General features: G+C 47.1%; 8 protein-coding genes. 4 read left to right on the top strand and 4 right to left on the bottom strand.

What is annotated here, in order from left to right:
* Positions 1-71: 71 nt before the first annotated feature.
* From AC3RV5_RS10775 to AC3RV5_RS10760, 4 genes are all read right to left on the bottom strand, one after another.
* Complete coding sequence (locus AC3RV5_RS10775) at positions 72-3,212, bottom strand: efflux RND transporter permease subunit (protein WP_489731920.1); 3,141 nt, start codon at positions 3,210-3,212, stop codon at positions 72-74.
* Positions 3,213-3,301: 89 nt separating this feature from the next.
* Positions 3,302-4,228, bottom strand: a complete 927-nt coding sequence (locus AC3RV5_RS10770; RefSeq protein WP_489731919.1) for an efflux RND transporter periplasmic adaptor subunit — start codon at positions 4,226-4,228, stop codon at positions 3,302-3,304.
* Positions 4,225-5,580, bottom strand: coding sequence for a TolC family protein (locus tag AC3RV5_RS10765; protein ID WP_489731918.1), 1,356 nt, complete (start codon positions 5,578-5,580; stop codon positions 4,225-4,227). Before AC3RV5_RS10765 ends, AC3RV5_RS10770 begins: the two co-directional genes overlap by 4 nt.
* An 87-nt stretch (positions 5,581-5,667) precedes the next feature.
* Positions 5,668-6,045, bottom strand: a complete 378-nt coding sequence (locus AC3RV5_RS10760; RefSeq protein WP_489731917.1) for a hypothetical protein — start codon at positions 6,043-6,045, stop codon at positions 5,668-5,670.
* Between the two features lie 747 nt (positions 6,046-6,792).
* Here AC3RV5_RS10760 and AC3RV5_RS10755 point away from each other — a divergent pair.
* The 4 genes from AC3RV5_RS10755 to AC3RV5_RS10740 all read left to right on the top strand — a co-directional run bounded on the left by AC3RV5_RS10755 (position 6,793) and on the right by AC3RV5_RS10740 (position 13,079).
* Positions 6,793-8,967 (top strand): glutamine synthetase III family protein, encoded by a 2,175-nt coding sequence (locus AC3RV5_RS10755; RefSeq protein WP_489731916.1) that lies wholly within the window; start codon positions 6,793-6,795, stop codon positions 8,965-8,967.
* A gap of 554 nt (positions 8,968-9,521) precedes the next feature.
* Positions 9,522-11,225 (top strand): universal stress protein, encoded by a 1,704-nt coding sequence (locus AC3RV5_RS10750; protein WP_489731915.1) that lies wholly within the window; start codon positions 9,522-9,524, stop codon positions 11,223-11,225.
* A gap of 6 nt (positions 11,226-11,231) precedes the next feature.
* Entirely contained in the window at positions 11,232-11,882 is a 651-nt protein-coding gene (locus tag AC3RV5_RS10745; RefSeq protein WP_489731914.1) for a protein phosphatase 2C domain-containing protein, read from the top strand.
* Between the two features lie 522 nt (positions 11,883-12,404).
* Positions 12,405-13,079, top strand: coding sequence for an MYXO-CTERM sorting domain-containing protein (locus AC3RV5_RS10740; RefSeq protein WP_489731913.1), 675 nt, complete (start codon positions 12,405-12,407; stop codon positions 13,077-13,079).
* The last annotated feature ends 1 nt before the right edge of the window (position 13,080 follow it).

Genomic DNA, 13,080 nt, shown 5'->3' with positions numbered 1-13,080 from the left:
CTAAATAATGTTGTCGGAATTTACCATATTGGGTACCGCGACAGGGTTAGCCTGTCACGGCTGACGGGTGGTCACTCAGTGGTGACGCTTCCATTGGCATGAACATCCTGCGGTTTTCGCCAGGCCAGTCGGTAGAGTCCTGGCAGTACCAACAAGGTTAATAAGGTGGAGGAAATGATCCCACCTATCACCACAGTGGCCAATGGCCTTTGCACTTCCGCGCCTGTGCTGGTGTTGAGCGCCATAGGTAAAAAGCCTAAGGCGGCAACCAGTGCGACCATCAATATCGGCCTTAATCTGAGCATTGCACCTTCAAGTATCGATTGTTCAATCGTCTCACCGCGTTCCAATGCGTCTCTAAATGCCGAGACCATCATGACCCCGGTGAGTACCGAAACGCCGCATAAGGTGATAAATCCCACCCCGGCGGTAATCGACAATGGAATGTCACGTAACCACAGCGCAATGACGCCGCCGGTAAGGGCAAGTGGTACGCCGCTGAACACCAAGGCTGCATCTTTTGCGGATCCAAATGTCATCATTAACAACGCAAAAATCATCACTAATGTTATAGGCACTAAAAGACTTAGCCTTTGGGATGCTGACTGTAATTGCTCAAATGTACCCCCGTATTCCACCCAATAACCGGGTGGCAAGGTTACTTTTTGCTCAACATTAGCCTGAACTTCAGCCACAAACCCGCCTAAATCGCGTCCGCTAACATTGGCACTGACCACCAACCGCCGCTTACCATTTTCTCTGGAAATTTGGTTTGGCCCCGGTGCCAGATTAAGTTTGGCGACTTCTCGTAGCGGTACATAACCGCCTTCTGGTAGGGGGATAGGCAGACGTTCCAGTGCACGCAAGTCACTCCTTATATCTTCTGCCAGCCTAACGACAATGGAGAAACGTTGATCACCTTCAAAAATCAAGCCCGCGTCTTCGCCGCCTGTGGCTGCGGCCACAACATCCTGCACATCAGCGACATTGAGGCCGTAACGATACAAAGCTGAGCGATCTGCTTCGACTGACAAAATCGGCAAGCCAGAAACTTGTTCAACTTTGACCCCCTGTGCTCCCTCAATACCGCTGAGCACTGACGCTATTTCACCACCAGATTTAAGCAACTGTTGCAAATTATCACCAAATATTTTGATACCTAAATCTGAACGTACTCCTGAAATCAGCTCATTAAACCTTAGTTGTATTGGTTGGCTAATTTCAAAGGCGTTACCGGGTAATAACGCGAGCTTTTCATTAATATCCATCAATAATTGTGTTTTAGTCTTATCGGGATCAGGCCAGTCGTCGCGCTTTTTGAGCATGACGTATCCATCAGAGATATTAGGTCCCATGGGATCACTGGCCACCTCGGCGGTACCAACCCGTGAAAAATAGGTTTTAACTTCAGGAATTTCCAGCACGGCTTTTTCCAATTGAAATTGCATATCCAGGGATTGGCTGAGACTGGTACCAGGGATCCTAAGCGCCTGAATAGCAATATCTCCTTCATCAAGACTGGGGATAAATTCAGTACCCATGCGGGTTACCATTGCGCCGATAAATACCACAAATATCAGGGCTGCTGCCAATACCAGCAGACGAAACCTTAGTGCCCATGCCAAAACTGGGCTATACAGTCGTTTCGACTGACGAACAATGAAATTGTCTTTTTCCTCTATTCGACCCGTCATAAACAGTGCAACTGCGGCAGGCACAAACGTTAACGATAATACCAGCGCCGACAGCAAAGCCATAATGACTGCCATCGCCATCGGGGTAAACATTTTGCCTTCTACCCCTGTAAGCGCCAGGATCGGCAAATTCACTAAAATAACCACCAATACACTGATCAAGCTAGGCATGAAAACTTCACGGGTAGCCCCAAAGACAGTTTGAAACCGCTCATCCAGCTTCAAAATACGACCGAGATGATGCTGTCTTGTGGCCAACCGCAATAAGCAGTTTTCCACGATGATAACTGCGCCATCAACAATAAGCCCAAAATCCAGTGCGCCCAAACTCATCAAATTGGCGCTGACATTAGTTTGCACCATGCCTGTCATCAGCATAAGCATCGACAAGGGGATAACCATTGCCGTTAATAACGCCGCACGTACATTGCCCAGCATTAATAACAATACGACTACTACCAAAATGGCACCTTCGACCAGGTTAGTTTGTACCGTGGATATGGTTTTGTCCACCAACACGGTTCGGTCATAAACGGCCTCTGCTACCACGCCCTCAGGTAAGGTTTTGTTGATTTGAGTTAATTTAGCGGATACAGCTTTTGACACTGAGCGACTATTGCCACCGAGTAACATAACGGCCGTGCCTAATACCGTTTCTTCGCCATTGAGAGTAGCGGCCCCGGTACGTAACTGTTTACCAAAACCAACTGAAGCGACATCAGCAATTATGATGGGCACTCCCCCTCGATGGGCGACGATAATTTTTTCCAGAGCAGGAATATCGGCCACCTGTCCCGGTGCGCGGATCAAATACTGTTCACCGTTTTTTTCAATATAACCAGCACCGACATTGTTATTATTTTTTTCCAGCGCCGTAACCAAATCATCAAACGTCAGTTGATAGGCTAATAATTTTGCCGGTTGAGGGTTTATATGAAACTGTTTTTCGAATCCGCCTATGGTATTCACTTCGGTCACGCCCTCTACCAGCCTAAGTTGTGGCCGGATCACCCAATCTTGAAGTGTACGTAGTGCTGTTGAGTCATAGGGCTTACCATTAGCCTGAAGTGCGCCAGGTGTTGCATGTACCGCATAGTGAAATATTTCGCCTAGCCCGGTAGCTACCGGCCCCATTACGGGTTCAATACCCGATGGCATCTCGCTTTTTGCCTGTTGCAATCGCTCGTTAATGAGATTGCGGGCAAAATAGATATCGGTACCCTTTTCAAAAACCACGGTAACTTGAGACAGCGCATAGCGGGATAGCGAACGGGTCTCTTTCACATAAGGCAAGCCCGTTATAGCAAGCTCCACCAGATACGTAATGCGCTGTTCTACTTCTAATGGTGAGTAGCCAGACGCTTGTGTATTGATTTGCACCTGCACATTAGTGATATCTGGCACGGCATCAATTGGTAAGTTCTGATAATTCCAGGCGCCCAATGCTGCAACAGCCAGTACCATAAACATAACTAGCCAGCGGCGGGCAATGGAAAACTGGATCAATTTATCGATCATTACGACCTCCCATTAAGCATTGTTGTGATTGTCGGCTCGCGACAAATTCGCCACAGTTAAAGGATAAACAACACGTAAACAGCTTTTGATTAATGACCATGTTCCGCATCCTCTTTACCCATTTCTGATTTCAGAACAAAACTGTTTTTGCTGACATAAACTTCGTTATTATTTAGGCCATTGAGTACTTCAGTTAATTCGCCGTCTGTGCGACCAAGTGTAATTTCACGGGGCTCAAAGCCTTCGTCTCCTTTAACAAAAATAACCGTTTTATCTTCAACCAACTGCACGGCCTCGTTACGCACAACGACTGACGCAGAAACTTCGGTAAGGGTGATTTGGGCGTTGACAAAATGTCCTGGTCTTAAGGTTCCCTTGGCATTATCGACTAATACCCGAGCGCTGATCGCCTGATTGGCCATCTGCCCATTAGGGGCAATGTAAATAATTTTTCCTGCAACGACCTCGCTTGGATCCAAACGTTTAATCCGCACTACCTGACCGACGGAAACACGATTAATATCCTTCGGAAAAACAGATAACTCGACCCACAGTGAAGAAAAATCTCGCACCACAAATAACACTTTGTCGGTTGTTTGTTCACCAACATTTGCGTAACGCTCGGTTATGACGCCATTTAACGCTGACGTGATTGAATAGCTTTTCAAACTTTCATTGGCTTCGACAGTCAACAATACTTCACCTTTTTGAACCGGGTCGCCGACGCTTTTTTTTATGTCCCGAATAACCCCTGAAAAACGGGCTTTGACTGACTGCTCTCGCTCTGCATTGGGCACAATTTGCCCATAGACAGGTAGTGTTTCGCGTATGGTTCCGGCAGTTGCATCCGCAAGCATGATCCCCGCATGTTTTATCTGCGGGTCAGTTAATACGATATATGCTTCTTCATGGCCTTCTTGGGCCCAAACGTGGCCCGAGACCGACATACCCGACATCAGGAAAAGCGTAACGTGGCTTGCAACTAATGCGTTCTTCATTCTGGATGTTATATTCATTGGTTTGTACCTGATAATTCGTTTTTAGCGCTGTATTGATTGGCGGGAAGAGGCTGGGCGGTTAATTGTTCGAGTTCGGCACCATAGGACAGTGCGGCAGATGCGGATTCAATCAATGTGCGCCTTGCATCAAGGAGCTCCTGCCTGGCACTGACATATTCCAGGTAGCCATATCGTCCTCGCTGATAAGCGGCCTCTGTTTCAGACAATGCTTGTTCAAGTGGTGGGATGATAGAGGCACGTAATGCATTCACAGTCGCAATGGCCTGTTGGCGATTATAAAAAGCGCGAAAAAGTTGGGTATGTAAGTCGAGCAAGGTCGCTTCTCGCCGCACCCATACTTCATTTTTTTCCGCCAGGGCTGTGGCCACCGCGCCACTATTTCGATTACTTGTAAACAGCGGCATGCTAAATCCGGCAACTAGGGCAGTGTCATTACTTTCTTGTAACCGCCTGATACCAACGGACCAGCTTATATCCGCACTCGATTGGGTTTGTGCGAGCCGCACTTCCGCTTCTTTGAGTCGAGTCTGTGAGGCGAACGTTTGGATCGCTGGATTTTGCTCCACTTTGGCATACAGTGTTTCAAATGGAACATCTGCACCAAATTGAAAAAGATCACCCTTAACCGTAGAAAATTCTGGTTCTAATGACCCCCACATTGCCGCCAAAGCCGTTTTCAAATAACGCAATCGCTGTTGTTCAGCGACTAATGCAAGCTTTGCTTGAGCGTCTGCCGCTTGTGCTCGTTTGACTTCAGCTTCGGGTGTCGCCCCAGCATTAGCACGCTTTTTTACTATTGTAAGACTGGTATTGGCCAGTTCGGCTGCCTCAAAAGCCAGTGTTAATTGTTCTTGTGCTGCCAATACATTGATATAGCGGCGGGTCACTTCACCCAGCAAATCCAGTGACGCTACCTGTCGTTGTGCTTGCAGTAGTATTTGACGTTTCGAAACAAAGCCAACACGAGCTGCCAGTTTATCGCCCATTTCAACAACCGACGATAACGAGACAGTTAGCTCGCCCCCACCCACACCAGTGAAACTATGGGTGCCGAATATATTTTCACTATCGACCCCGAGTTCATAGACTGGCTTTAAATTGGCTGTTTGTAATTGCCCTTGTAAGGCTGATTGTCGAAAAGCAAACACTTTAAGAGAGGGATTTTGCTGCAATGTATTTTTGATTGCTGTGGTTAACGTCAGCGTACTGCTACCTGAATCAAATTTGCTCAATTTTTCGGACGCAAAAAGAGGTTGAGAGATTAGCAATACGCTAAAAATGATCCACTTTATTTTGGGTTTGACGAGCGTAACATCACCATTATTAGGTGAATAGAAAAACGTTATCATGACTATATTCCACGAATTTTTAATGCATAAAAGTTTGGTGCTATGGCATCAGCCACAACACATTAAATTTATAAATCGGTCGTAGAATTAAACTTTGGGTGGGCGGTAGAGCGTAGAGTATTCGCCATTCTTAGCGAAATATTTATAATTAATGTTTAAGGATTTGCTAACTGAAGGGAAAATCTTGGCTTGGCTAACGGCCAAGTAATTCAAATGTGAGCTGTGGCAATGACAACAATGATGGCAATCAAAGTTTGGTGTGGCTGATGGGATTTGTTTACTGCTGATTTCCGACTTTAGCGACTTGGATTTAATAGAGGAATATTCAATCGAAAAATCTGCATCATTGTGATCAAAAGAAAGGTGTTGTTGGCCGGATTGATGAGATTTGTGTACGTCAGCCACAGCAACAACTGATTGCAAAGCAATCAATACTACCAATAAATGACACAACCAACTTTTCATTATTAAGTACTTATTCTCTCATTGTTTATTGATAAGCTTATTGGTAACTATTGCCAACAAGCTTGGCATGCTAACATTATACCTGACTCAATTTACAGGTAAATCTGAACTGATGTTAACTTGTTGATATTTATTTTGTGCAATTGAATACCTTGCTCCACGAATAATCTGCAAAGCAGAGTGAATAACAATAATTGCGAGAACGGATCCAACTGGCGCGCAAATTGATAGCAAAATAAAGCAGACCGAATTTAACAGCAGCGCCAGAAATGCAATAGACGACATGATTGCAGGTTACGGTTCGCTGCCGAACCACATGTGTTTGCCGATCAATGGGGTCAGGATCAATGGGGTCAGTGTCAATGATATGCCGTTGCGAAAAAGGGATCGGAGTGATTTTCCGAGAATAAGCTTTAAATCACTCCGACCCCTTTTTCACTCCGACCCCTTTTTGGCTTTTTCGTTTTTTCGAGCGTGAAATTGACTGTTGCACTAAAAATTTTGAGTCTGAAATACCTGTGGGATTTAAGTTAAATTACGGCTGTTTTGAGCCATCGTAGTGCATCTTTTTCTTATCAAAAAAACCACTTCAAACAAACATCTACGTCTCGCTTGGTTAATAAATTGATTTAAAAAAACTCATCGGTATAGTTGTTGCGATTACCTTGGTTACATTCAAATTTTTTAACAGGACGAATGGAATTGGCGGGTAACAAGTCCTTTATATTACTAGGCTGAGGAATAACAATGAGTGGAAACCAAGCAAGATTACAAGCTATCGCATTGATCACTAATCGTGAACCAAAAACGAGCAAAATGCCCGATCCTCTGAGCAAAATTTGGGCAAAGGACGTGTTTAATTTGGCGGCGATGGAAGAAGCATTATCAAAAAATGCTTTTAAAGCAATGAAAAATACCGTTCAAACCGGGGCCCCACTCGACCCTGCTACCGCAGATGTAGTGGCAGCCGCATTAAAAGACTGGGCGATGTCAAAAGGCGCGAAGTTTTTTTCTCATATTTTTTACCCTATGACTAACATTACTGCCGAAAAACACGATGGTTTTATCATCACAAATGCAGAGGGTAATGCCATTACTGAATTTACTGGCAGTCTGTTAATTAAAGGCGAGCCAGATGGCTCTTCTTTCCCTAATGGTAGTTTACGCATGACTAATGCAGCCCGCGGATATACTGCCTGGGATCCAACCAGCCCCGTCTATATCATGTATACAGATAATGGCGCGACGTTGATGATCCCCAGCGTATTTATGTCGTGGACGGGTGAAGCTTTAGACAAAAAAATTCCTTTATTGCGCTCCAACTCTGCCATGGATAAGGCCGCCAAAAAAGTATTGGCTCTGATGGGCGAAACTGAGATTGCGACTCTCAGTTCTAGCTGTGGGGCAGAACAGGAATATTTTTTAGTTGATGAAAATTTTGCCAATAGTCGTCCTGATCTACTATTAACGGGCAGAACTTTATTTGGTGCACCACCGGCCAAGGGGCAACAATTTGATGACCATTATTTTGGCGCCATTCCGGCTCGTGTTCAGGTGTTTATGCAAGACTTTGAAGACAAGCTCTATCATCTTGGCATTCCGGCTAAAACCCACCATAACGAAGTCGCGCCGGGGCAATTTGAAATAGCCCCGTATTTTGAGTCAGCTAATGTCGCCGCTGATCATCAGCAGCTATTAATGACGCTGATGAAAAGTACTGCCAAACAACATGGTTTTTTATGTTTATTGCATGAAAAACCTTTTGCTGGCGTGAATGGTTCAGGTAAACACGTCAATTGGTCGGTGGGTAACGCCACCCAGGGTAATTTGCTTGATCCAGGCAGTACACCCCATTCGAATCTTAACTTTTTATTATTTTGTGGTGCAGTCATTCGTGGTGTGCATCTATATGGCCCAATGTTACGTGCGGTTATTGCATCGGCCGCGAACGACCATCGCCTTGGTGCCAATGAAGCACCTCCCGCTATCTTGTCAGTTTACTTGGGTGAACAACTTGAAAGTGTTTTTAATGATATTAAAGCCGGAAATTTACTTGAGAAAGCTAAAGGTGGCTTAATGGACTTGGGGTTGACCCAAATTCTCAAATTTGAACGTGACCCAGGTGATCGCAACCGAACCTCTCCTTTTGCTTTTACTGGCAATCGTTTTGAGTTTCGCGCGGTAGGCTCTTCACAGTCGGTATCGGGTCCATTAGTCGCAATGAACACCATGCTGGCGGATTCGTTGAGTTGGATAGCCTCTAAATTAGAGGCTGCCTTAGCCGATGGTACAGATAAAACCACAGCAGTGATTCTGGTAATAAAAGAGCTGATGGAGTTGCATGGCAATGTGATATTTGGCGGAGATGGTTATTCAGCAGCATGGCACAAGGAAGCTGTTGAAGAGCGTGGTTTAAAAAATATCCCTACAGCAGCTGACGCTTTACCTTATTTCAAAGATGCAGCAGTCATAGAGTTGTTTAAGAGTACTGGCGTATTGACGCCAAAAGAGTTGTTAAGCCGATTCGAGGTATATGCTGAACAATATATTCTGTCAATTGAAGTGGAAGCTAAGCTGGTTAAAGACATCGCAACGACCAAATTATACCCCGCAGCCATTAAATATATCTCTGAGTTATCCTCAACCACAGCAAGTTTAGCGTCTATGGGAATTGGAGTCAGTAAAACCAGCCTTGAAAATGTCGTTATCCTTGCAGATAAAATGATGGCTTCAGTAAGTAAACTCAGTGTGGCAATTGATGAGCACGATTTTGATTCGGTTGAGGCGCATATGTCTTTTTGTGCAGAAACTATTTGCCCGCTGATGCTAGAAGTGCGTGAATCTGCAGATGCTTTAGAAGGTATTGTTGCCGATGAATACTGGCCCTTGCCAAAATATCAGGAAATGATGTTTATTAAATAACTTAGTCTGATTATTACCATTAAAAAAGCTGCGTGTTAAACGGCAGCTTTTTTATTTCCGTGTTTAGTAATCATGTTCTACTAAGCCGAAATACTTTTTTAAGTTCAAGGTGGTCATTCACTTCTTTGTCTAGCACTTTCAGCTCAACTGAACGTTTCTTTAACCAAGCCAACGTAGACAATGACACAGTACTTCTCACGCCTTGCTATGACGGTGTTTTATCAACGCACGCTTCAATCGCTTCTGGTGATGCACGACGCTCATGTTTAGAACCACCCTGTCCGCGATCCTCTTAGGCGTCAACATTGGCGCTATCAGATGAGGCTCATCTTGTCGCTCCTGCCCATTTAGACAACCCACCAACTTGACTAAACTTACCGAAAACAAGCGGTTATTAAGAATAATTAACAGGCTTATAACCCAGAAAAACTGATAGTTAGCCTCTTAAACAGGGCTCGATTTCATCAATTGAAAAAGCGTGTTATGTTGCATGTCTGGTTAATTTGCGCCGCATAGTATGTACTCATTACCCAGTAACTCAGGAGAATCGACCGATGTCATTCGAATTTAGCCACAACCCCTCCGGCGCGCTCGAGGACTTTCGCCGCGCCCGCCGTCGCGCAGCTCTGCAGGAAATCGTTTTCCAGTTCAAAGGAAAATCCTCCGACCTGTTGTCCTACGAGGACGTCGTTCACAAGCTCAAAGGACTCGAAGTCTCGGCGCAGGAACTCAAGGATGTGCCAATTGATTCGATTGTCGGCAGCGTCGGCCGCTATCGGGATTTTAACCGGCGATTTTTGCCGCGAGACAGTATCCGTTCTGAACGTTGGGCTCGGGTAAAAATGGCGATGACCGGTCTCAAAGGCGTGCCGCCCATCGAAGTCTATCAGATCGGCGAGGTCTATTTCGTCAAAGACGGTAATCACCGCGTGTCGGTGGCCCGGGAAATGGGATTCAGCCATTTCCAGGCCTATGTCACCCACGTGCGGACCAAAGTGCCACTCACCCTGGATGTCGAGCCCGATGAACTGATCCTCAAGGCTGAATTCGCCGAGTTCCTCGAGCAGACACGGCTCGACCAAATTCGACCCGACGCCGATCTGACGGTGACTGTACCGGGTCAGTACGTCGCGCTGATCGAGCATATCAATGTTCATCGTTACTATATGGGGATCGACCAGCGCCGGGACGTCGCCTATGCCGACGCGGTGATACACTGGTACGATACCCTTTATCAACCGGTAGTCGATATCATCCGCAGGCGGGGAATGTTGCGGGAATTTTCCGGTCGCACCGATACTGATCTCTATCTCTATATCACCCAGCACAGGGCGGAACTCGAGAAAACCCTGGGTTGGGAGATTACCGCCGAAACCGCCGCTGGCGATATCGAACCGCGCTCGTCCGGTTATCGGGCGACCAGCGAACCGGTCAGAGCGGTCAGAGCGGTCGTTCCGCCGCACGAGGGGTCGGATCCACAAGCGGCATTGGTCAAAGGTCGTCTGTTCAGGGATATCCTAGTGGCCATCGACGGTTGCGACAGCGGATGGAACAGTCTCACCCATGCTGCTCTGATTGCCAGGCGCGAAAACGGTGCCCGGCTGCACGGCCTACATGTCGTTGCCGCAGAAACCGAGCGCCAAGGACCGCGGATCGATGAGCTGCAAAGCAAATTCAGCGACCGCTGCTGCACGTTGGATTTGTCAGGCCGGTTAGCGATCGATGCCGGTGAGCGTATCAACCGGATCTGCCAGCGCGCCCGCTATACCGACCTGACGGTAGTCTGTCTCACGTGTCCGCCCCCAGAAACGAAACTCGGCGAGGGACTGCGCACCCTGTTGCGTTCCTGCCCGCGACCGGTGCTGGTAGTAACACAGGTCAAATCAAACCTCGATAGAATACTGCTGGCTTACGACGGCAGTGACCAAGCCCGGGAAGCGCTTTATACTGCCACTTATCTGGCCAGTCAGTGGGCTGTAGAGCTAGCAGTGTTAACGGCCCACGAGGATCAGGTGCCTGCTGCCAGAACCCAGCAACGGGCCCGTCATTATCTGGAGTCCCACGGCATCGAGGCAGTCTATATTATTAAGAGAACAAACAATATCGTCGAGGCGATCCTGAACACGGCCAAAGAACAAGGTAGCAATCTGATCCTCATGGGCACCTATGGCAGGAACGCGCCCTGGTATATCAACGTGGGTAGTGCGGTGACGCAGGTATTGCAAAAAAGCAATCGTCCTGTGCTGATCTGCGGGTAGCCGGTCATGTTGCATATTGCCAGCGATACCCGCCCCGGGTACGGTGAAAACCAGGATGCACTGGTGGTACTGCAACATCCCAAAGAACCACGGTTATTACTAGTGGCGATAGCCGACGGACAAGGGGGACAACCAGGTGGCAAGGTCGCCGCGCAACGGGCCTGCCAGTTGATAGTAGATGCAGCAGCTCAATGCTGGCCGGGGAGTCTGCGCTGGACTCAAAAATGGAAACGGTTGCTGGTGCAAACCGACCGAGCCTTGCGTGCTGACACCAACGCCGGGTTCACCACCCTGGTTGCATTCGCGGTAATGCGGCACCGGCTGTGCGGGGCGGCCTGCGGCGACAGTGCGTTAATGGCCGTCACCGCCAGTGATGTTCAGGTATTGACCAACGGACAGATGAAGAACCCTCCCGTCGGATCAGGTCGGGCCTTGGCATTTGGTTTCAAGTTCTCCCTGGCACCGCCTTGGACGATACTGGCCATGACCGACGGGGTATGGAAGTTCGCGGGCTGGGACCAAATATGGGATAAAGCCCTCGAATCGAGCCATCCCGAGACGATGATCGAGTCCATACGAAAGGCGGCGGCACGTTCTACAGTAAGCCTGCAAGACGATTTCACCCTGCTGGTGATCCGGGAGGATGGGAAGCCGTAGACAGACTAAATTGAGTAGAGAAGAACACACACTATACCTGCTCTATACAGCAGACCTGGAATGAGAAAATCCTGACTATTGCTTACGACGCTTTTTAGGTGATGCCCCCTAGAACAGCCCAAACATAATATTGCCCTTTTTTAACATCTAATAGTTAAATGTGGGTCTTATTGCAGGTTGGGTACCAGTGACAAACTTGCAGGATCACTTAAATCTAAAACCAGCTGATTGCTTTAGAGCGTTGATATTCAAGCAGGTAAATTTGCGCTAAAATAATTAATCAAAACACCCCGTCCCTTATGCACAATTGAATAGCCGAAATCCCCAGTTCATTCGCTATGTGAGTCACAAAAGCGACTGCCTGTTAGAAGATTTTGACGTTTTAGCTGCATACGTATTCATGCCCTTTTCGGTCAAATTCAATGGTCGATAAATTTTTTTTCAATTAAAGTTTCATGTAAACAACTTGTCAACGATGTGTTGCACAGGTGTATTTACCGTCAAACAACAAAGGCTGTTACTGTGAAAACCACACCAAAACTAATAACATTAGTATGTTTACTGATCGCTTTTAGCGCCCAGGCTTCATTGGTCACAAACGGAGATTTTCAAAGTTGTGACTTTAGCGCCTGGGACAGATATATCGATGGGGAGAGTACCCCCGACCCCAGCGCTGATTTTAATATCATTAATAGTGGCGGCAACTGTCAGGCCCAGATCAATATTGATGTTAGCAGCGGAGCCAGCGCGTTTTTTGCCAATACCCTGTCTACCGAGCTTGATTTAAGTGCCGCTGCCAATACGCACTTATGGCTAAGTTTTGACTGGGATTTTGCCGGCTTTGACGATGGCACCGACACCGCCGATTGGTTCTTCGTGAATTTTACCGACGACCTGGGAAATATGACCGGCGCTGATGCCAACCCCGGGTTTTTAATTGATCCCATCAGTGCTTACGGCGCTGGCAGCTTCTCGGTGATGCTCGATAGCAGCTTTAACAATCAACCAGGCTGGTTTTTGGATTTCACTTTAGAAGGCGGATTTAACCCAGATTCGTTTTCATCGACTTTGTTAATCGACAATGTGGCACTTAGGGCTGTAACCACAGATGTGCCCACCCCCCCTATGGCAGCGTTGTTACTGCTGGGTGCTGCGGCCCTGTTTTCGCGGCGCAAACAACCCAAACGGACTATCTAAT

This window comes from Paraglaciecola sp. IT1134, assembly GCF_058068185.1.
Note: the sequence above shows the minus strand (reverse complement) of the source record. Positions and strands in the feature narration are given on the sequence as shown.

What these genes read in the sequence shown, in the direction of transcription:
- AC3RV5_RS10770 (WP_489731919.1), bottom strand. Translation starts at nt 4,228, where the DNA reads ATGAATATAACATCCAGAATGAAGAACGCATTAGTTGCAAGCCACGTT.
- AC3RV5_RS10755 (WP_489731916.1), top strand. Translation starts at nt 6,793, where the DNA reads ATGAGTGGAAACCAAGCAAGATTACAAGCTATCGCATTGATCACTAAT.
- AC3RV5_RS10775 (WP_489731920.1), bottom strand. Translation starts at nt 3,212, where the DNA reads ATGATCGATAAATTGATCCAGTTTTCCATTGCCCGCCGCTGGCTAGTT.
- AC3RV5_RS10745 (WP_489731914.1), top strand. Translation starts at nt 11,232, where the DNA reads ATGTTGCATATTGCCAGCGATACCCGCCCCGGGTACGGTGAAAACCAG.
- AC3RV5_RS10760 (WP_489731917.1), bottom strand. Translation starts at nt 6,045, where the DNA reads ATGAAAAGTTGGTTGTGTCATTTATTGGTAGTATTGATTGCTTTGCAA.
- AC3RV5_RS10765 (WP_489731918.1), bottom strand. Translation starts at nt 5,580, where the DNA reads ATGATAACGTTTTTCTATTCACCTAATAATGGTGATGTTACGCTCGTC.
- AC3RV5_RS10750 (WP_489731915.1), top strand. Translation starts at nt 9,522, where the DNA reads ATGTCATTCGAATTTAGCCACAACCCCTCCGGCGCGCTCGAGGACTTT.